Below are 19675 nucleotides of genomic sequence, written 5' to 3'. Positions count from 1 at the left end.
CGTGGCGGGGGAGGATCAGCAGCGGCTCAGGCGGCGGGGAGGCTCGCCTGGATGCGCGCGATCGCGGCACCTTGGCGATCGTTCTCGGCCTGTGCCGTTTCGCGGATCGTGGCCAGCGCGGGATAGTCGGCCTGCAGCTTGGCGGCGCGGTCGGTGGCGCGTTGTTCTATGTCGGTCACCAGTGCGGACGACTGCGCGCGCCAGTCGTCGAGCCCGGCGAGAGCGGTCTGCGCGGCGAGCCACGCGTCGCTGCCGACTGCGGCGCCGCGCGCGGTCCGCGCCAGCGCCTCCGCCTTGGCCGCGTCGCGCGTGAAACCGGTGGCGATGGCATCGAGCTTGTTCGAGATCGTCCGGATATCCGCATCCAACGCCGGATCGGGCGTCGCGACCGCTGTCTTCACCTCGGGCTCGGCGAATCCGAGCTTCTCGACCGGGCGCAGACCGAGCGACGGGTAGGCGGTGGTATCCTTGCTGCACGCCGCCGCTGCGAGCAGCGCGAGGAGCGATAGCGTGCGGAGCGACCGCGATCGGAACGACGTGGCGAGTTTCATGCCCGCTGCTCTATGCGTCCGCGTCGCCCGACACAACTTTATCGCGGCAAACCCTTGCGCCCCCGAAAATGCCTGCTATCAGCGCCCCTCCAGTGCACCCATAGCTCAGCTGGATAGAGCATCAGACTACGAATCTGAGGGTCGGGCGTTCGAATCGCTCTGGGTGCACCAGGATTTTCCGCTTCACGGCGGGCTTGTCGAACCGGTCACGGAACGGCGATGCACCCATAGCTCAGCTGGATAGAGCATCAGACTACGAATCTGAGGGTCGGGCGTTCGAATCGCTCTGGGTGCACCATTCTTCCATCATCGGCGTCGAGGCAGCGGGCGATGCGATCGCGCAGCCGATTTGACCGATCCATCCGTCCGCCCATTTGTGGGAACGCGTGGATCATGCCCGCGCATCGATCGCGATCGACGGTAATGTCCACGTCGCGCAGGCGATGGCCATAGGCTTTGCTTTCGTCGCGTAGCGGGTCGTTCTCGCAGGTTGTGAGCAGGGTTGGGGCAGGGCGGCGAGATCGTCTGCCGCTCCAGCGACGTCGCGTCGCGCATCGCCGCCCGGACCTCTGCAAGCGCCAGCCCGAGATGATCTCGCCGCCGGTGTCGCGCGGGATCGAGCCGCGGATGTCGCCGGTCCAGCTTGAAAGCACCGCCGCCGTCTCCGCAGACGGCGCGGTGCACGCAGCGGCGGCAATCGCGCGCGTGCATTCGCCCGCGAGCCATTGCCATCCCTCCGCGCCTGGGCGCCGACGAGCTTTCGCATGCCTGTCGTTCCCCGGCGGCGAATACGCGATCCGGCAATCCACAAGCGTCAACCTCGGCCCTGCACGTCCCGCAGGACCACTCTTATTTGCACATACCAAAGCTGGCTTGTATATATGAGAAGCGGTCTTTAAACAGCAACGCTCGCCTGGAGCTAGCAAAATACCGTGAAAGCCATCGTCTGCCAACAGCCCTATCGTCTGGATATCGTGGAGCGAGCCGCGCCGACCGTGGGATTGGGTGAGGTCCTCGTTCGGATCCGCCGCGTCGGCCTGTGCGGGACGGACTATCATATCTATGCGGGGCGTCATCCGTATCTGTCCTACCCGCGGGTGATGGGGCACGAGCTTGCCGGCGAGGTGGAGCACGCGCCTGTGGGGTCGACGTTTTCGCCCGGTCAGCGCGTTGCGATAAATCCCTATCTGTCGTGCGGAACGTGCGTTGCATGCCGCAAGGGCAAGCCGAATGCGTGCGTCACTATCTCCGTGCTCGGTGTTCATGCGGATGGCGGGATGTGCGAACTTCTTGCGGTGCCTGAGAGTGCCGTGATCGACGTCGCGGGCTTGTCGCTCGACCAAGCCGCCATGATCGAATTCCTGGCGATCGGCGCCCACGCCGTCGCACGGGCCGCGCTATCGGCTGGCGACCAGGTCCTCGTCGTCGGCGCGGGGCCGATCGGGATCGCCGCCGGACTATTTGCCCAGCTGAGCGGCGCGCGCGTCACGCTGATCGATACGCGCGCCGCGCGCCTCGACTTCGCAAGGGCGGCGCTGGGCTTCGATGACACCGTGGCAGTCGATGAGGATATCGCGGCGGCGTTGGCCGCGCGGACCGGCGGTGCGATGTACGACGCGGTGTTCGACGCAACGGGTGTGCTGGCGGCGATGACTCAAAGCCTCGCCTATGTCGCGCATGGCGGTAAGCTGGTGTTGGTGGGGGTCGCTCCAGGCGATCTGGTGTTCGCCGATCCCGAGTTTCACAAGCGCGAAACCACGCTGCTTGCCAGCCGGAACGCGCTGGCGAGCGACTTCGCCCACGTGATCGCATCGATCACCGCGGGACATATCCCGATCGACGCCTTGCATACCCACAGTTTCGATGCGGACGACATGCCCACGCGCTTGCCCCAGCTGATCGCGGAGGCGGATCACGTGTTGAAGGCGATCGCGCGGTTCTGACAGCACGCACACGGCGCGGTACCGGCAACAGGCCGGACCGTATCATAGGAGAGAGCGAGATGAGCAGCGCCGAACTGACGCCGGCAGTGCCAGACCCAGTCGCCGTTCGGCATTTCGTCACGCCGGGCTATCGTTGGGGCTTCGTGCTGGTCGTCAGCCTGTTTTTCCTGTGGGCGTTGGCCAACAATTTCAACGATATCCTCATCCGCCAGTTTCAAAAGGCCTTGGGGCTGAACCGGGGCGAGGCGGGCTTCATCCAGTTCGTCTTCTATATCGGCTATTTCGTCGTCGCGCTCCCGGCCGGGTTGCTGATGCGCCGCTTCGGCTATCGTGCTGGGGTTCTGACCGGGCTTGGCCTGTACGCGGTCGGCGCATTGTTGTTTCTGCCGGCGTCGCTGATGACGAGCTATGCGCTGTTTCTTGTCGCATTGTTCTTGATCGCGGCAGGCGCCGCTTGTCTGGAAACCACCGGCAATGCCTATGTCGGCGTGTTCGGCGATCCCGCCAGCGCCGTACGGCGGCTGAATCTGGCACAGGCGTTCAATGGCCTTGGCGGCTTTTTCGCGCCGATCATTGGCGGCACGCTGATTTTTTCGGGGGTAGAGCACAGCAAGGCCGTGTTGGCGCAAATGAGTCCTGCGGCGCTGCAGGCGTATCGCGCGAGCGAGGTGGCGACCGTGCGGCTGCCCTATGCGCTGCTCGCGATTGCGGTATTGTTGGTGGCTGCCGCGGTCGGCTGGGCGCGCCTGCCCGAGGGGCGGAGCGAGGACACCGCGCACGGTGACCTCCGCACGCTGATCCGGCGCCCTGCCTTGCGCGGCGCGGTGATCGCGCAATTCTTCTACGTCGGCGCACAGGTCGGTGTGTGGAGCTTCTTCATCGACTTCGCCAAGGAGGCCGCGCCGGACCTTTCCGAGCGGAACGCCGCATTCCTGCTCTCGATCAGCCTCCTGTTGTTCATGATCGGGCGCTTTACCGGCACCGCGCTGATGACGCGCGTGCGTCCCACGACGTTGCTCGGCAGCTATGCGCTCGCCAATGTCGGGCTTTGCGCGGTTGCGGCCATGGCGGGCGGACGGCTGGCGCTTGGCGCGCTGATGCTCGTCAGCTTCTTCATGTCGATCATGTTTCCCACCATCTTCGGGTTGGGCGTCGAGGGGCTTGGCGCGGCCAAGCCGCTCGGTTCGTCGTGCATCGTGATGGCAATCGTCGGTGGAGCGATCTTTCCTCCCCTGATGGGCGTCGCCTCGGTATGGACCGGAAGCGTGGCGATCATCATGCTGCTGCCGCTCGCGTGCTTCGTCGTCATCGCCGCCTATGCCCGCCGCGCGCACCGGGCCTGGCCTCAAGCGTCTGACGGCGTACCCGGATAGCCCAGCGTGTCGGCGATCGCCGCGGTCGTCTCGCGCAGCATCTCTCGTGCGGCTTTGAGTCCGACCTTCTGCGATCCGTCGATCAATTCGAGAAACGGGATCGTCAGCGCCGCCATGATCTGTCCGTCGAACCCGAACACGGGGAAGCTGATATCGGTAACGCCGTGCGTCACCGGGCTCTGGCGGCTGTCGTGGCCTGCTGCGCGGATCGTCTCTATCCGCTGCGCCAAGCGGACGCGATCGACCTTTTCCTCGAGCTGTTCGTCCAAGGTCTGCAGTATCTGCTCCCGCCGCTGCGTCGTCGCATAGGCCAGCAACACCTGGCCCGAACAGCTGTTGACGATGTCGATCCGCGCTCCGACGCGCAGCGAAAAGCCTCGCATTCCGGGTTGCTGCTCGCAGGCGACCACCAAGCCGTGATCGTTGCTCGCCACGACGAGGTGGCAAGACTGCCCGGCCGCTGCTGCCAGCCCCTGCATTTGCGGCAGGGCCGCGCGCACGAGGTTTTGCGCGGGCGTTGCGCGATACGCGGTTTCGAGCAGCTTGTACGACACCGTATAGCGATCGGTATGCGCCGATTTGCGCAGGTAGCCGAGCCGCTCCATCACGATCACGATGCGGAACAATTCACCGACCGACCGCCCGAGGCTGGCCGCCATTTCGCTGACGAGCGCGCCGTCGGGATATTCGGCGAGCAACTCGACGATCTCGAACGCCTTTTCGAGTGCCGGCGCGGCATAGGTACCCTTTGGTCCGGTACGCGTCACGTGTATCCTCTCCGTCTTCGTCGCGACCAACCCGGCGCATGTCGTCGTCGCCTATCGCAGGGAAAACCCGGCCCCGCCAATCCCGACATGGTGATTGGCGTAAATGCTATATATGCCAATTGGCTTGCATGGATAAAAATCAGCTTCTAGCAATGCCTGTGAACGGTGAGACGATAAGCACCGATGACGGCCCTCGTGTCGATGGAGCTTGGATGCTGGATAAGCGAACGATCGGCCAGACCGGTCTGGCCGTGACCGAGATCGGCTTTGGCGCCGGTACGTTGGGGAACCTGTATCGGCCCATCGGCGAAGCATGCGCGCGCGCGGCGGTGGACGTCGCGGTCGAAGCCGGGATCGGCCTGTTCGATACGGCCCCGTTTTATGGCTATGGGCTGAGTGAACGGCGGTTGGGCGATGCGCTTCGTGGTCGAAGCGAACTGGTCGTGTCGAGCAAGGTCGGGCGGCTGCTCGTTCCAGACGCCACGCAGGATACCAGTGGCATACGCGATGGTTTCGCGACGCCCATGCCGTTCCGCGTTGTATACGACTATAGCTATGACGGCGTGATGCGCTCGTACGAGGCGAGTCTCCAGCGACTGGGTTTGGCGCGGATCGACCTGCTGCTGGTACATGATATCGGCCGTGCGACGCATGGTGACGCGCAGACGGAATACTGGGCGCAACTCACCGCAGGCGGTGGCTTCCGCGCACTCGAGGCGTTGCGCGAGAGTGGCGCGATCGGCGGCTTCGGCCTCGGCGTGAACGAGACCGCGATATGCCTGGCGGCGATGGACGAGGTCGGCATCGACGTGGTGCTGCTCGCCGGCCGCTACACGCTGCTCGAACAGGGAGCGCTCGAGACGTTCCTGCCGGCTTGCGTCGCCAACGACATCGCGGTGTTGATCGGCGGCCCCTATAACAGCGGCATCCTCGCGACCGGCACCAAGGGCGCGGGGCCGTTCCACTATGAATATGCCGTCGCGCCCGCGCCGATCGTCGAGCGTGTTCGCCGGATCGAGCAGATCGCCGACGCGCACGGCGTTCCGTTGGCCGCCGCGGCGCTGCAATTCCCGCTGGCCCACCCGGCGGTCGCCAGCGTCGTGCCGGGCCTCGCCGATCGCGACCAGGTCGAGCACACGCTGCAACTGTATCTCACCGTGATTCCCGATGGCTTCTGGCACGACCTGCGCGGCGCCGGGCTGCTGCACGAAGACGCGCCGATACCCACCGCCGGGCAGGCGCGATGAGCCGCGCATGCCTGCGCGCTCGCCGCTGCCCCGGCCATTCATCGAAGGTGAAATCATGACCCGCGCGCTGCTGCTGTCCGACAGCGACGATGTCGCAATCCTGATCGATCCTGCCGAGGCGGGCGAGCAAGTCCGCGACACCACTGCGCGCGACGCCGTCCGGAGCGGCCACAAGATCGCGCTGCATCCCATCGCGGCAGGCGCGGTGGTGCACAAATACGGCCAGTCGATCGGTGTGGCGAGCCGGCCGATCGCGGCGGGCGAGCACGTCCATTCGCACAATCTGGTGGTCGGCGTGCATGCCGCCGGGACCACGCCCACCGCGTCGAGCGCATCCGCCGAAGTGTCCCGGCGCATGCCGCATTCCGCCACCTTCGATGGCTATGTCCGCGCCGCCGGCGGCGTGGGGACGCGCAATGCGATCGGGATCATCGCGAGCGTCAATTGCTCGGCGACGGTGGTGCGGCGGATCGCGCGGCATTTCGAGCAGCGCGTCATCCCCGGAGTCGACGCGGTCGCGGCGTTCCCCCATGCCAGCGGCTGCGGCATGTCCAAGACGGGCGACGGATACGAGACGTTGCAGCGCACGCTGGTCGGCTATGCGCGAAACCCCAATTTCGGGGGCGTGCTGATGATCGGCCTTGGGTGCGAGGTGGCGCAGATCGACGACATGCTCGGCGCGTTCGGGCTTTCCCCGGGCGTGCGACTGCGCACGCTGACGATCCAGCAGGCCGGCGGCACCGCGGAGGCCATCGCGCAGGGCATCGCGATCGTCGAGGAACTGATCGAGGAAGCCGCGCGCGATCGCCGCACATCCTGTTCCGCGGCCGAACTGGTGCTGGGCCTGCAATGCGGCGGATCCGACGGCTGGTCGGGGGTGACCGCCAATCCGGCACTTGGCGTCGCCTCCGACCTGCTCGTCGCGGCGGGCGGCACCGCCCTGCTGTCGGAGACCCCCGAAATCTACGGTGCCGAGCATCTGCTGATGGCGCGCGCGGCCACGCCGGCGATCAAGCGGGCGCTCGAGGCGCGGATTCATTGGTGGGAGGATTATGCCGCGCGTAACGGCGCCAGCCTCGACAATAATCCGTCGCCGGGCAACAAGGCGGGTGGGCTGACCACGATCTTCGAGAAGTCGCTCGGTGCCATTTCCAAGGCCGGGTCGAGCGCGCTCAACGGCGTCGCGCTCTATGGCGAGCGCCCGATGGCGCGGGGGCTTATCTTCATGGACTCGCCCGGATATGATCCCTGTTCGGCGACCGGGCAGATCGCCGCAGGCGCCAACCTGCTCGCCTTCACGACGGGGCGTGGATCGGCGTTCGGCGCGCAGCCAACGCCCTGCCTCAAACTCGCCTCCAATGCCAAGCTGGCGCGCGCGATGGCCGGCGATATCGATATCGACTGTTCGGTCGTGCTCGACGGCGTCCCGATCGAGACGGTTGGCCGGCAGATCTTCGACGCGTTGCTGGCTACCGCTTCGGGGCGGCCGACCAAGTCGGAGCTGCTCGGGCTCGGCGAGAACGAATTCGTGCCGTGGATGCTGGGCGCATGGCTGTGAGCGCGGCGCGGTCGCGACATGTCCTGGTGCTCGACCTGCACGACGATCCGGCGGCGATCGCGGCGTATCGGCACTGGCATCGCCGCGGCGGGCCGCCCGCCGCGATCACGAACGCGCTCCGTGCAGAGGGTATCGCATCGCTCGAGATCTGGCAGGTCGGCGACCGGCTGGTGATGCTGATGGAGACGACTCCTGAGTTCGACCCGACCGCCAAGGCCGCGCGCGATGCCACCAATCCCGACGTCCAGGCTTGGGAAACGCTGATGGACCGCTTCCAGCGCCGCCTGCCGTTCGCGGCGGAGGGCGAGAAATGGATCGCGGCCGAGCAGATCTACTCGCTCGACGACCAGCCGTGATACGGCCGATCGCCGCGCGTCGGCATGCCTGGTCGCTCGCACCGACGGTCGCGATCGTCGTGGTAGACATCGTCGTGGGGCGGGTCGGCGCCGTCATAGGGTCGGGTTGGCGTTGCCGTAGGGACTACCGAGCTTCGGTCGGATTGTCCGTACAGATGGTTCGGGTACCACGATCGTGGCTCGCACTCGATGAAGCGCCACGCGCTGGTCGAAGCTTGGCTCGTCCGGGGAAACCGTTGCATCCTTGCCGCCGCCGGCACGGGCAGGGGAGGTGCCAGATATCGGCGACATGGGCCGGCCGACATCTGCGCCGCGCTGGTGCCGCGCGAGCGGGTACGCCTTGACGGTGGCCCGGCACGCCCAGCCACTGCGAGGATCGTCGCTGACGGACGCTTGGCAGCCACGATGCCGCTCGACGGCGAAGACGTCGTCCTGATGACGATCGAGCCGATCGAGCCCGGCTCGGCGCGCCCTTTCGGTCAAATTGAACAAATGCGGAGGCTATCATGAACGACACACCTCACCACCGGGCAGCATGGTCCAGACGCGCGACGGCATCCTTCCTGTCGGTCGGCCTGATCCTCGCTGGCAATACGGGGGCGTTCGCGCAGGTCTCGCACGAGCTGCCGCGGATCGAGAGCCAGCATGGTCGGCACGCGCTGATCGTCGATGGCGCTCCGTTCTTCATGCTCGGGGCGCAGGTCAACAATTCCACCAATTATCCCGAGCCGCTCGCGACGGCATGGCCGGTGCTCGACCGGATCGGCGCGAATACGGTCGAGGTTCCGATCGCATGGGAACAGGTCGAGCCTCGAGAGGGCGAGTTCGATTTCCGGTTCCTGCAGACCCTGCTTGACCAGGCCCGCGTGCATGACAAGCGCGTCGTCTTGCTCTGGTTCGGGACGTGGAAGAACACGTCATTCTCCTACACGCCAGACTGGGTAAAGCTCGACAATCGCCGCTTCCCTCGAATGAAGACCAAAAGCGGCCAGGATCACGGCGTGCTCAGCGCACACGGCGCGGCCACGCTGGCGGCGGACACGCACGCCTTCGTCGCGCTGATGACGTATCTGCGCGATCACGATCCGCAGAACACCGTGATCATGGTGCAGGTGGAAAACGAGACGGGCAGCTACAAGAACCCGCGCGATTTCTCACCCTCGGCCGATGCGCTGTTCGCCAAGCCGATCCCACCCGCGCTCTCACGGCGCCTGAACAAGCGTGGAACCTGGAGCACGGTGTTCGGCGCGCAGGCCGACCGTGCCTTCAACACTTGGTATGTCGGCAGCTACGTCAACGCCATTGCCGCGGCGGGCAAGGCGATCAAGCCGTTGCCGATGTACGTCAATGCGTCGCTTGCCGGGCCCTCCAACGTGCCAGATCCGTACGGCGTGGCGAGCGGCGGTCCCCAGCAGGACGTGCTCGACATCTGGAAGGCAGCCGCGCCCGCGATCGATCTCGAAGCGCCCGACATTTACGACAAGACGAGCGCCAACGTCGTCAAATATCTCGATGCCTATGCGCGCGCCGACAATCCGCTGATGATCCCGGAGATGGGAAACACGCGCGACTTCGCCCGCTTCTTCTGGCCGGCCTTGGGACGCGGTGCCATCGGCTTCTCGCCGTTCGGGATGGACGACACCGGCTATTTCAATTTTCCGCTCGGCGCCGCCGATATCTCGCCAGCGACGCTCGACGCCTTCGCGCTGCCCTATGCTGCGGTCGGATCGATGATGCGCGATTGGGCACGGATCGCGTATGAAAAGCCGACCTGGGGGGCGGCCAAGCCCGATAGCGGCGAAGTGCAGTCCACGCGCATGGGCGACTGGGCAATCACTGCGAGCTGGGGCGAATGGCAGTTCGGCATGAAGGAGTGGGAATGGCTGAAGAGCGCGCCGGCACCTTGGGGGAAGGAACCGGTTGGCGGGGTCGCGATCGCGCAGCTGTCTGCGAACGAGTTTCTGGTGATGGGCGACCATGTCCGCGTCACGTTTGCCGGCGCGCCGGGGACTGGCTCGAACGGCATTATCGTGCGGGTCGAGGAGGGACGCTTCGACAAAGGGCAGTGGATGACCAAGCGCGTCTGGAACGGCGACCAGACCGATTACGGGTTGAACCTGGTCGACCGACCGCAAGTGCTGCGCGTAACGATGGGACGATATCGCTGACAACGTCGGAACTGGTATTGATCAGACTAGTCATGCCAAAACCAGGCACGTCGCTCTTTATCGGGCAAAAGCGAGCCTGAAGTTCTGCACCGTCTACGTCCCCCAGCCCTGCCGTGAGGAGCATAGATGCGCGCCGGCTCGTGGGGCGGCTCACATTCAGGACTGCCAATGGTCTCGCATGGGTGTGAACCACGGCGCGAGCCGTGGTGTTGACTGGAAGATCATGTTGGACGCTTCTGCGACCCGGTAGGGAGGGAGAGCGAGCACCTTGCTTGTCGGCTTCCGACCCAGCCAGTTTAGCGGCGCTGTCAGCGAGCAATATGGTCGTTCATAGCATGTCGGTATTGGTCTTGACGTGAACACCCGGTGGCGCGTCGATCGCACCATCGATCAGCAAGGCCGCTACACCCTGGGCCGGACTAACGCGCAGGCGGCGGGGGAGGAAGGGAGCCATGATCTTCACGATGACCTGAGCCATGTGCTCATCCGCTCTCGGCTGGTCGCGATGTCCCTCCAGCACGCTCGGGCGAACGATTGTCAGTGACGTAAAACCGACTTTGCCCAGTTCGGATTCTAGTTCGCCCTTGGTACGAGTGTAGGCAAAGCGCGAGCGGGCATCGGCGCCAAGCGAAGACGTTAGCGCAAAACGGACCGCTCCATGGTTGCGAGCATGGCGAGCGATGGCGAGCGGATATTCGTAATCGATTGTCCGATAGTCGGCACCAGACCGGGTCTGGGCCCGCGTGGTGCCAAGCGCACTGATCACGCCGTCCACGGACCACCATGATGCCTCATTGGGCATGTCCGCGAAATCGACGACGACATTTTCCAGCTTGGCACAAGTCGGTATCGGCCGACGCGTCAAGGCGATGACCTTGTTGACCCGTGGATCGGCAAGTGCCTGCAGTACGACGTGCTGGCCGACCAGTCCGGTCGCACCGACGATCAGCAATCGGGTCATGATTTAGCTTCCATTAAAAGGCAGCGCCGCGTTGCCGATGGATCGTGTGACGTATTCGATCGAAGCTGGACCCGAAACACCTGAGATCATAGTGTAGCCCCGGCGTAAATCTACCGTGTGATCGTCACACGATTTGTTCCGGTATGCCGATCAACCCTGTGCGGTTGGACGTATCACGATGCTACCGACTTCAACGTGCGGCGGTTGGTCGATCGCATAGAGGATGCCGCGGGCGATCGCGTCGGGTGGGATTGCGATGGCATCGACTTGCTCGGCTATCGCTGTTTTCGTCGATAGGTCGGTAATGCTATCTCCGAAGCTGGTGGCGATCATCCCGGGCGACACTTCGGTCACGCGAAGGTGCGGCCCGGCCTCCTGCCGCAGCACCTCAGTCGCCGTGCGCACCGCGTTCTTGGTAGCGGCATAGACGCCCATGGTCGGGACCAGCTTGATACCCGCTGTCGAAACGACGTTGATGACATGCCCGCTCGCCTGTCGTGCGAATACCGGCAGAGCGGCGGCGATCCCGTACAGGGTGCCGCGAAGGTTCACATCGATCATAGCATCCCAGCCATCGACATCGAGCGCATCAAAGCGCGAGATCGGCCCGATCCCCGCGCAATTGATGATGACGTCGAGCCGGCCTCCCTGTTCGACCGCGAGCGCGACGAGCGCTTCCAGATCGTCGCGACGGCGGACATCGGTCGCCACGAATACGGCCTTTCCACCGCTGGCTTCGATATCCTTGACGACCGTCGCAAGCCCCTCTTCGTTACGGGCCCCCAGAACGACGAATGCACCATGTTCGGCCAACAGGATGGCCGTGGCCCGCCCGATCCCGTTGCTTGCCCCTGTAATGGCGACGACTTTTCCCGTGATACCCATTTGTAATCTCCTTCGCGTCAAAATAGCCATTCCATCCGAGATGACCTATGCTCGAAGAGCTATGATGGTATCGCAATCGTCCAGATCGCCTGGCGACCCGCTGTCGGATGTTCTCGGCGTTCTCGGCGCTCGCGTGACGCGGCGCACGCGGATCGGGGCGGCAGGTCGTTGGGCGTTGTCTTTCCCGGCGATCGACCGGCTCAAATTCGTGGCGATGCTACGTGGAAGCGGTTGGTTGATGGTTTCGGGCGCTCCGCCCAGATTACTCGGAATGGGGGATGTGTGCGTGCTTGGCCGCGCGGCCTACGCCCTGGCCAGCCACCCCGACGAAGCACCGATCGATGGTCAAGCCTTCTACGCAGATGGCTGCAACGTCGCGCGCTTGGGCGGAGACGATACCATCGGCATCGGCGGAACGGTTACCTTCGCATCGGCCAGCGCGGACTTCCTGCTCGACATGCTGCCGGATTGCATGCTGGTCTCCCGGTCGTCGCCGACATCCGGTGCGGTCGGTACGGTCCTCGCCCTGTTGAACAGCGAGAGCGAACGGGGTGCGATCGGTAGCGAGATCGTCAGCGCCCGGCTTGCCGACGTGCTGCTGGTAGAGGCGATACGCGCATATGCCGGCGGGGACATGACGGCTGGCGGCGGATGGCTCGGCGCGCTGTCCGACCCCCGGATCGGCCGCGCGCTTCACGCCTTTCATGCCGATGTGGCGCAGCGATGGACCGTCGCGCAGCTTGCGACCGTTGCCGGCATGTCGCGCGCCGCCTTTTCGGCGGACTTCACGCGCCGCATCGGCCAGCCGCCGCTGACGTATCTGCGAACATGGCGTCTCACGCTTGCACGCGCAGCGTTGGCGCGAGGCCGCGCGAATATCGCCGACATAGCAAACAGCGTCGGTTACGTCTCGCAAAGCGCGTTCGGTCACGCCTATCGGCGCACCTTCGGATGTTCGCCGATGGCCGACGTCCGGTCTGGGTAAAACCCGGCGTAAGCGCGGGTGTCTCCCCGCCACCCTGAAGCACGGTCCATGCACCACCACGCCGGCAACCTCATCACATCAAATCGGAGGCCGACGGGCCCCTCGAACGCTCGTTCCATCCAGCAGCCCGCTCGACCGGATCTGCGACGGTGTGTGCAGGAAACCGCTAAGCGCATTTTGAGATTACGCCGCCGCCAGTGATCCGACGGCGGTACAGCCCAGGTTTCTTTCCGCCAGTCCGGACACCGATCGAGAGCCCTTGGCGTGCCGGATCAACGTATTCGCCGATCGTCATTCCGTCGATCGCAACACCGCGCAACGCTTTACGAAACGCCGAAGGTCCAGCCCTCGGTTTGCGCAATATGCTGCGTCATTGCGGTTGGCGTCCAGAGTTCGGGGCGCTCGGCGTTGGCGCGGAGCCATGCGGCAGTCAGGATCGCGTCGGTGGCGTGATCGTCGTAGCGGACGAGCGGTGCGTGCGGATCGCTGCCGATCGCGTCCAGCGCCACGTCCAGCGCGTCGGCGTCGCGGATCTTGCTGAGTCCCTTGCGGATGCCGGCGGCGCGGGCGGCGATCGTGGTATAGATTTCGACGATGACCGGCCCCCCGCGCGGGACCGGATCGAACGGCCAGATCGGCACGCGACCGGCGAGGCGGTGCAGCACGCGCATGCCGGTAAGGCTCGACTTGCCGACCTGTGCGGCGCCGACCAGATTGAGGTTGCTGGTGGGACTCAACCCTTGTCGCCGCTGCGCGTCCTCGGTCACGCGGAGCCGACCGGACCCTTCGAAGAATTCGCCCTTGCGCCCGCCATGGCGACGCAGATGCCGCGCGACCTCGTCATGATCGACGAAGCTGCTGGCCCCCAGATGCGGATCGTTCGCGCAGATCCGCTCGACCAACGCCCACAGCGCGCGCGCATCCGCGGGACTCTCTGTCCAGTTAGGAAAGAATGCGTCCTTGTCGACGAACGGCAGCGATGGCCCGAGATCGAGCCCGACCAGCGTATCCGGCGGCATCGCATTTACCAGCCAATCAAGCGCGGCAGTGCGCGACCAGCCGCCCTCGGTTGCGATCAGCGTCGGTGCAGCGGTCCCGCGCGCGCAGATCGCGACGGCGATCCCAGGTTGGCGAGGACCGACCGCACCCGACCAGTCGATCGCGGCGAAATGGCCGAAATGGTCAGGGGCGATCGCTGTACGCCTTTCGCTGCTTGGCCGACGCCTGATCCCACCACGCGCGGGCGATCACGAGAGCGACCCGCTCGGAATCATGCGCGCCATAGCGGACCAGCAGGCCGGGCCAGGTTTCGTAATGCGGCGTCTGCCAGAAACTGTCCGGGTCCGTCGCGATCAGGACCGCCTTCTCTTCATGCGGGCTGCGAACGTGGAAGCTGCCGTCGACATGACCGGCGCTGACGAACATTTTTCCCCGCGTCTTGATCGCCGGCTGGCCGTACGAGGTCGACGCCTCGGTCTCGGGCAGCGACAGCGCATACGCCGCGACCGCAGCCCAATCCTTCACGACCGCTTTTCCGCACGCAGGCCATCCCAATAGGCGAGCCGCTCGGACAGCCGTTTCTCGAACCCGCGTTCGGTCGGCGTGTAGAAGGTCTGCGCGCTCATCTCGTCGGGCCAGTAATCCGAGCCCGAGAACGCATCCTCCGCATCGTGATCATAGGCATAGCCCTTGCCATAGCCGATATCGCGCATGAGCTTGGTCGGCGCGTTGCGGATCGACGCGGGGGGCATCAGCGATCCCGTCTCGCGCGCCGACTTCCACGCCGCCTTCTGCGCCTTGTAGACCGCGTTCGATTTGGGCGCGGTCGCCAGATAGACGCAGGCCTGCGCGATCGCGAGTTCACCTTCGGGACTGCCGAGGAAGTCGTAGGTGTCCTTGGCGACGATGCACTGGACCAGCGCCTGAGGGTCGGCGAGACCGATATCCTCGACCGCGGCGCGGGTGAGGCGACGGAGCAGGAACAGCGGTTCCTCGCCAGCGGTCAGCATCCGCGCGAGATAATAGAGCGCTGCTTGGGGGTCCGAACCGCGGATCGATTTGTGGAGCGCGGAGATGAGGTTGTAATGCCCCTCGCGATCCTTGTCGTACACCGCGACGCGGCGTTGGAGGAAGTTCAACAGCCCGGCGGGATCGAGTGGCTCGGGCAGGTTGACCGAGAACAGCGTCTCCGCCTGGTTGAGCAGGAACCGACCGTCGCCGTCCGCACTTGCGATAAGTGCGTCCTTGGCAGGCGGGGTGAGGGGCAGGGGGCGCTCCATCTCCGTCTCGGCGCGGTCGAGCAATTGTTCGAGCGCGCCACGGCCGAGGCGTTCGAGGATCAGCACCTGCGCGCGGCTGAGCAGAGCGGCGTTGAGTTCGAACGACGGGTTCTCGGTGGTTGCGCCGACGAGGGTGACGGTGCCGTCCTCGACATAGGGCAGGAAACCGTCCTGTTGCGCGCGGTTGAAGCGGTGGATCTCGTCAACGAACAGCAAGGTCCGCTTGCCGATCTTGGCGTGCTCGCGTGCCTCGGCGAACGACTTCTTGAGGTCCGCGACGCCGGAGAACACCGCCGAGATCGCGACGAACCGCAGGTCGACCGCGTCGGCGAGCAGGCGCGCGATCGTCGTCTTGCCGGTACCGGGCGGACCCCACAGGATGATCGAGGACAGTCGCCCCGCCGATACCATCCGCCCGATCGCGCCTTCGGGGCCGGTGATGTGATCCTGCCCGACCACTTCGTCCAGCGTGCGCGGGCGCAGGCGGTCGGCGAGCGGCGCGTTTTCGGGATGCGTTTCGGCGGGGGCGGCGGGTTCGAAGCCCGCGAAGAGATCGGCCATTCCGGGAAGATAGGGGCAGGGGGCCGGTTTGCCCATCCGTCCGCCATCCAAGCGCGCTCGCCATTCTTAGAGGTACCGTCCTCCTCCAAGCATCGTCGTTGTCACAAGCATCGTCGTTCTCACAGGCATCGTCGTTCTCACAAGCATCGTTATCCCCGCGAAGGCGGGGATCCATATTGGCTGACGGCAATGCAACTCGCTTGGTCCGAGGGTCTGGGTCCCCGGCTCCGCGGGGACGACGGAGTGCCTAAAAGCGAATCTTTTTGCCGACCCACTTGAACTCGAAACAGTCTGCGATATATCGCAACCCATGAATGAAGATATATCGGAGAACACTCAAATGCGTTTTGGTATGGGATATGGAGCCTGGACCGGTGGCCCGCGGGCTGACGGCGAAGGTCGGGGTCGAGGAAGTCACGAAGGCCATGGTCGACACGGCCACGGGCATCGCGGCGGCCCGGGCGGTCGGCGGCGGCTGTTCGATGGCGGCGAGTTGAAGCTCGTGATGCTGAAGCTGATCGCAGACGCACCGCGCCACGGCTACGACCTGATCCGAGAGATCGAGGGGCTGACCGGGGGCGGCTATGCGCCAAGCCCGGGCGTCGTCTATCCGACGCTCAGCATGCTCGACGAAATGGGCCTGATCGAGGAACAGCAGTCGGAAGGCGCGAAGAAGCACTTTGCGGCGAGCGACGAGGGCCGCGCGCATCTGGCCGAGAATGCGGCCGTGGTCGACGGCCTGTTCGCGCGGTTGGCGGCAGTCGGGGCGGAGTCCGAGCGGACCGATGGCGCGCCGATCCGGCGGGCGATGGGCAATTTGCGGCAGGTGCTCCAGCACCGGTTGATGCGCGAGGACGTCACCGAGGACACGCTGCACGAGGTCGCTGCGTTACTCGACGAAGCCGCACAGAAGATCGAGCGCTTGAAGTGAGCGTCTCCGTCGCGAGAGTGCCGACGCATTCGGCCAGCAAGTATCTCCAGCAGCTCGCCAAGCACTGGAGCCACAAGATGGAAGTCGCTTTCTCCGAAGAAGAAGGCCGCATCGCCTTTCCGAACGGGAGCGTCCTCGAGATGCGTGCGGACAGCGAAACGCTAGACGTCGCGCTGACCGTGCAGGAGGGCGAGGATGTCGACCGGATGCGCGGGGTAATCTCCAGCCACCTCGACCGCTTCGCCTTCCGCGAAGCGCCGCTGACGTTCGACTGGGTCACGGCACCCTGAGCGTTTGTGCAACCTGCTCCCCTCCCTGAAAGGGAGGGGCCGGGGGTGGGTAGGCCGGTTTGAGCCACCTATGCCTGAGCATGCGGAGACCGACCCACCCCCAACCCCTCCCTTTCAGGGGGGGGGCAGGTCAGGGCATCACTTACCCCGCCGCGCCATCACCGCGAGATACGTGTCCAGCACCGTCTGGTTGATCGTATCCCAAAGATACCCTGCCGCCTTGTCGTGCCCGGCCCACCCCATGGTCTCGCGCAGGCCCGGCTCCGAAACGATCCGCCCGATCGCGTCCGCATAGCCTGCAATATCCGTCGGCTGCACCAGGAACCCGGTCACCCCGTCGTCCACCAACCCGACTGCGCCCGAAGCCCGCGCCGCGACGACCGGTACGCCAGCCGCCATCGCTTCCAGCGTCACGTTGCCGAACGTTTCGGTCACGCTCGGGTTGAAGAACACGTCCATCGACGCGACCGCGCGGCCGAGATCGTCGCCCGACTGGAACCCTGCGAACACCGCGCCCGGCACCCGGCTCGCGAACCAGTCGCGCGCAGGCCCCTCGCCGATCACCAGCACCTTGTGGGGCACGCCGCGCTGTTCCAGTTCCCGGATCACGTCGGCGAAGACGTCGAGCCCCTTTTCCTTCACCAGTCGCCCGAGAAACCCGACCGCGACCTCGCTGTCGGCGATCCCGCGCGCGCGCCGCCACTCGAGATCGCGGCGCGTCGGCGTGAAGCGATCGTGGTTCACCCCGCGCGACCAGATCGCGGTCGGCGTCGTCACGCCCCAGTCGCGGACGATTTCCGCCATGCCGCGCCCGGGCACCAGCACCTCGTCGACGCGGTTGTAGAAGCGCGTCAGGATCTTCACCATGATCGGCTCGAAGAACGCCATCTTGTAATAGCGGAAATACGTCTCGAACCGCGTGTGCAGCGATGCGACCGTCGCGATGCCATTGCGGTGGCCATAGCTGATCGCGCGGTGGCCGAGAAAATCGGGTGCCGACACATGGACGATGTTCGGCGCGAACGCGTCCAGATCGCGCCGGATCGCAGCAGGCAGCCCACGCGCCATCTTGTATTCGCCCCGCCCCGCCGGCAGCGGGAGCGACGGCACCGCAACCAGATCGCCGGTCGGTGGAAAGGCCGGCTTGGCGTTGGTCGGTGAATAGACACGCACCGTCACGCCCTTTGACAGGAGATGGCCGACGAGCAGGTTCAGCGCCTGGTTTGCGCCATCGCGAACGTAATTATAGTTGCCGCTGAACAGGGCGATGCGCAGGTCGGTGGCGTGCATCGTCGCGCGGATAACGCCGTGTGCCGCCAAGCGCCACTAAATCCGCAACATAGGCCAGCCGCCAGCCATTGATGTTCCCGTATCGTTCTCGTACATCGGCGATATGGCGAAACCCCAGAAGCGTTACGTATGTCAGGCCTGCGGATCGGTGTCGCACCGCTGGGCGGGGCAATGCGCCGATTGCAGCGAGTGGAACACGCTGGTCGAGGAGGCGAACACCGCCGCCACGCCGTTCCATTCGAAGCATAACCTCCAGACCGGCGGCCGCGCGATCCAGCTCGTCGGGCTCGATGCCGAGATCAAGCTGCCAGACCGGATGGCGACCGGCATCGCCGAGCTCGACCGGGCGCTGGGCGGCGGGTTCGTCGAGGGATCGGCGACGCTGATCGGCGGCGATCCGGGGATCGGCAAGTCGACGCTGCTCCTGCAGGCTGCAGCGAAGATGGCGCTCGCCGGCCAGTCGGTCGCGTATGTCTCGGGCGAGGAAGCGGCGGATCAGGTGCGTCTGCGCGCGCGACGGTTGGGCTTGGGCAACGCGCCGGTGCAGCTCGCGGCGGCGACTTCGACGCGCGACATCCTGACGACGTTGCAGACGCGGCCTCCCGCGATGCTGGTGATCGATTCGATCCAGACGATGCACTCCGATTTGATCGAGGGCGCGCCGGGGACAGTGAGCCAAGTGAGGGCGTCGGCGCAGGAGCTGATCCGCTTCGCCAAGGAACGCGGTACGGCCGTCGTTCTGGTCGGGCACGTGACGAAGGACGGCTCGATCGCCGGCCCGCGCGTGCTCGAGCATATGGTCGATACGGTGCTGTCGTTCGAGGGCGAGCGCAGCCACCAGTACCGCATCCTCCGCGCGATCAAGAACCGCTTCGGCGGGACGGATGAGATCGGCGTATTCTCGATGCAGACCGAAGGGTTGGCGGAGGTCGGCAATCCATCGTCGCTGTTTCTGACGCACCGCGATGATGCGATGACCGGCGCGACGGTGTTTCCGGCGCTGGAAGGGACGCGGCCGGTGCTGGTCGAGATTCAGGCGCTGACCGTGCGGCTGGCGTCGGGCGCTACGCCGCGGCGCGCGGTGGTCGGCTGGGATTCTGGGCGTCTCGCGATGATCTTGGCGGTGTTGGAGGCGCGGTGCGGGCTGAGCTTCTCGAACGCCGAAGTCTATCTCAACATCGCCGGCGGCTACCGCGTGCAGGATCCGGCGGCGGATCTGGCAGTGGCGGCGGCGCTGATCTCGGCGATGTCGGAACGGCCGGTGCCGGTCGATGCAGTGGCGTTCGGCGAGGTCGCGCTGTCGGGCGAGATCCGCCCGGTCGCGCACGGTCCTTTGCGGTTGAAGGAGGCGAGCAAGCTCGGCTTCGAACGCGCGCTGGTGCCGGCGTCGATGACGGGGGAGAAGAGCGGGATGAAACTGTCGGGGTTCAAGACGCTGGCGTCGTTCGTCGATCATATGATGGGGCGGGGGTAGGCGCCCAAGGAACGCAGATTGTTTCCCCGCGAAGGCGGGGACCCAGACTGGGCTCC

General features: G+C 65.5%; 20 protein-coding genes and 2 tRNA genes. 13 read left to right on the top strand and 9 right to left on the bottom strand.

Features of this window, described 5'->3' with window-relative positions; genetic code table 11:
* Positions 1-26: 26 nt before the first annotated feature.
* Positions 27-551 carry a hypothetical protein gene (locus BM244_RS13075; RefSeq protein WP_093399356.1) on the bottom strand — a complete coding sequence of 175 codons (525 nt, stop codon included), beginning with the start codon at positions 549-551 and terminating at the stop codon, positions 27-29.
* A gap of 94 nt (positions 552-645) precedes the next feature.
* Between BM244_RS13075 and BM244_RS13070 the strand changes: the two genes are divergently transcribed.
* Positions 646-722, top strand: a tRNA-Arg gene (locus BM244_RS13070).
* Between the two features lie 50 nt (positions 723-772).
* A tRNA-Arg gene (locus BM244_RS13065) sits at positions 773-849 on the top strand.
* On the opposite strand, the gene BM244_RS23875 is transcribed toward BM244_RS13065, so the two are convergent.
* Positions 800-1609 (bottom strand): alpha/beta hydrolase, encoded by an 810-nt coding sequence (locus tag BM244_RS23875; protein WP_368086076.1) that lies wholly within the window; start codon positions 1607-1609, stop codon positions 800-802. The genes BM244_RS13065 and BM244_RS23875 overlap by 50 nt on opposite strands.
* Between BM244_RS23875 and BM244_RS13055 the strand changes: the two genes are divergently transcribed.
* Together BM244_RS13055 and fucP are read left to right on the top strand one after the other, a co-directional pair.
* Complete coding sequence (locus BM244_RS13055; RefSeq protein ID WP_368086075.1) at positions 1493-2494, top strand: zinc-binding alcohol dehydrogenase family protein; 1002 nt, start codon at positions 1493-1495, stop codon at positions 2492-2494. The genes BM244_RS23875 and BM244_RS13055 overlap by 117 nt on opposite strands.
* Positions 2495-2553: 59 nt before the next feature.
* Complete coding sequence (fucP, locus tag BM244_RS13050) at positions 2554-3867, top strand: L-fucose:H+ symporter permease (protein WP_093399354.1); 1314 nt, start codon at positions 2554-2556, stop codon at positions 3865-3867.
* On the opposite strand, the gene BM244_RS13045 is transcribed toward fucP, so the two are convergent.
* Positions 3840-4634, bottom strand: a complete 795-nt coding sequence (locus tag BM244_RS13045) for an IclR family transcriptional regulator (RefSeq protein ID WP_093399575.1) — start codon at positions 4632-4634, stop codon at positions 3840-3842. The two genes, fucP and BM244_RS13045, sit on opposite strands and share 28 nt — an antisense overlap.
* Before the next feature lie 212 nt (positions 4635-4846).
* On the opposite strand from BM244_RS13045, the gene BM244_RS13040 reads away from it, so the two are divergent.
* The 5 genes from BM244_RS13040 to BM244_RS13020 all read left to right on the top strand — a co-directional run bounded on the left by BM244_RS13040 (position 4847) and on the right by BM244_RS13020 (position 9963).
* Positions 4847-5881 carry an aldo/keto reductase gene (locus BM244_RS13040; RefSeq protein WP_093399353.1) on the top strand — a complete coding sequence of 345 codons (1035 nt, stop codon included), beginning with the start codon at positions 4847-4849 and terminating at the stop codon, positions 5879-5881.
* Positions 5882-5936: 55 nt separating this feature from the next.
* A complete protein-coding gene (locus BM244_RS13035) occupies positions 5937-7439 on the top strand; it encodes a UxaA family hydrolase (RefSeq protein WP_093399352.1) in 1503 nt (500 codons plus the stop codon).
* Positions 7430-7795, top strand: coding sequence for an L-rhamnose mutarotase (locus BM244_RS13030; protein ID WP_093399351.1), 366 nt, complete (start codon positions 7430-7432; stop codon positions 7793-7795). Before BM244_RS13035 ends, BM244_RS13030 begins: the two co-directional genes overlap by 10 nt.
* 189 nt (positions 7796-7984) lie before the next feature.
* Positions 7985-8305, top strand: coding sequence for a hypothetical protein (locus tag BM244_RS13025; protein WP_093399350.1), 321 nt, complete (start codon positions 7985-7987; stop codon positions 8303-8305).
* The gene (locus tag BM244_RS13020) at positions 8302-9963 is read left to right on the top strand and encodes a DUF5597 domain-containing protein (protein WP_093399349.1); all 1662 of its coding nucleotides are present in this window, start codon (positions 8302-8304) and stop codon (positions 9961-9963) included. Before BM244_RS13025 ends, BM244_RS13020 begins: the two co-directional genes overlap by 4 nt.
* A 328-nt stretch (positions 9964-10291) precedes the next feature.
* On the opposite strand, the gene BM244_RS13015 is transcribed toward BM244_RS13020, so the two are convergent.
* Together BM244_RS13015 and BM244_RS13010 are read right to left on the bottom strand one after the other, a co-directional pair.
* On the bottom strand, positions 10292-10924 hold the full coding sequence (locus BM244_RS13015) for an NAD(P)H-binding protein (RefSeq protein ID WP_093399348.1): 633 nt from the start codon (positions 10922-10924) through the stop codon (positions 10292-10294).
* 150 nt (positions 10925-11074) lie between these two features.
* On the bottom strand, positions 11075-11809 hold the full coding sequence (locus tag BM244_RS13010) for an SDR family oxidoreductase (RefSeq protein ID WP_093399347.1): 735 nt from the start codon (positions 11807-11809) through the stop codon (positions 11075-11077).
* On the opposite strand from BM244_RS13010, the gene BM244_RS13005 reads away from it, so the two are divergent.
* Entirely contained in the window at positions 11742-12794 is a 1053-nt protein-coding gene (locus tag BM244_RS13005) for an AraC family transcriptional regulator (protein WP_368086072.1), read from the top strand. The genes BM244_RS13010 and BM244_RS13005 overlap by 68 nt on opposite strands.
* A 323-nt stretch (positions 12795-13117) precedes the next feature.
* On the opposite strand, the gene BM244_RS13000 is transcribed toward BM244_RS13005, so the two are convergent.
* From BM244_RS13000 to BM244_RS12990, 3 genes are all read right to left on the bottom strand, one after another.
* A complete protein-coding gene (locus BM244_RS13000) occupies positions 13118-13813 on the bottom strand; it encodes a hypothetical protein (RefSeq protein WP_368086071.1) in 696 nt (231 codons plus the stop codon).
* A 163-nt stretch (positions 13814-13976) separates the two neighbouring features.
* Positions 13977-14318, bottom strand: coding sequence for an MmcQ/YjbR family DNA-binding protein (locus tag BM244_RS12995; RefSeq protein ID WP_093399344.1), 342 nt, complete (start codon positions 14316-14318; stop codon positions 13977-13979).
* Positions 14315-15634 (bottom strand): replication-associated recombination protein A, encoded by a 1320-nt coding sequence (locus BM244_RS12990; RefSeq protein WP_093399343.1) that lies wholly within the window; start codon positions 15632-15634, stop codon positions 14315-14317. Before BM244_RS12990 ends, BM244_RS12995 begins: the two co-directional genes overlap by 4 nt.
* Positions 15635-15974: 340 nt before the next feature.
* On the opposite strand from BM244_RS12990, the gene BM244_RS12985 reads away from it, so the two are divergent.
* Together BM244_RS12985 and BM244_RS12980 are read left to right on the top strand one after the other, a co-directional pair.
* The gene (locus BM244_RS12985) at positions 15975-16565 is read left to right on the top strand and encodes a PadR family transcriptional regulator (RefSeq protein WP_093399342.1); all 591 of its coding nucleotides are present in this window, start codon (positions 15975-15977) and stop codon (positions 16563-16565) included.
* Positions 16562-16855 (top strand): DUF2218 domain-containing protein, encoded by a 294-nt coding sequence (locus tag BM244_RS12980; RefSeq protein ID WP_093399341.1) that lies wholly within the window; start codon positions 16562-16564, stop codon positions 16853-16855. The genes BM244_RS12985 and BM244_RS12980 overlap by 4 nt, the downstream gene beginning before the upstream one ends.
* Before the next feature lie 138 nt (positions 16856-16993).
* Here BM244_RS12980 and BM244_RS12975 read toward each other — a convergent pair whose 3' ends face one another.
* Positions 16994-18145, bottom strand: a complete 1152-nt coding sequence (locus BM244_RS12975; protein ID WP_093399574.1) for a glycosyltransferase family 4 protein — start codon at positions 18143-18145, stop codon at positions 16994-16996.
* Positions 18146-18248: 103 nt separating this feature from the next.
* Between BM244_RS12975 and radA the strand changes: the two genes are divergently transcribed.
* The gene (radA, locus tag BM244_RS12970; RefSeq protein WP_093399340.1) at positions 18249-19619 is read left to right on the top strand and encodes a DNA repair protein RadA; all 1371 of its coding nucleotides are present in this window, start codon (positions 18249-18251) and stop codon (positions 19617-19619) included.
* Positions 19620-19675: the final 56 nt, after the last annotated feature.

This window comes from Sphingomonas sp. OK281 (assembly GCF_900115295.1).
Lineage (GTDB): Bacteria > Pseudomonadota > Alphaproteobacteria > Sphingomonadales > Sphingomonadaceae > Sphingomonas.
The sequence above is the reverse complement of the archived record's forward strand: the minus strand, read 5'-3'. Positions and strand labels throughout refer to the sequence as shown.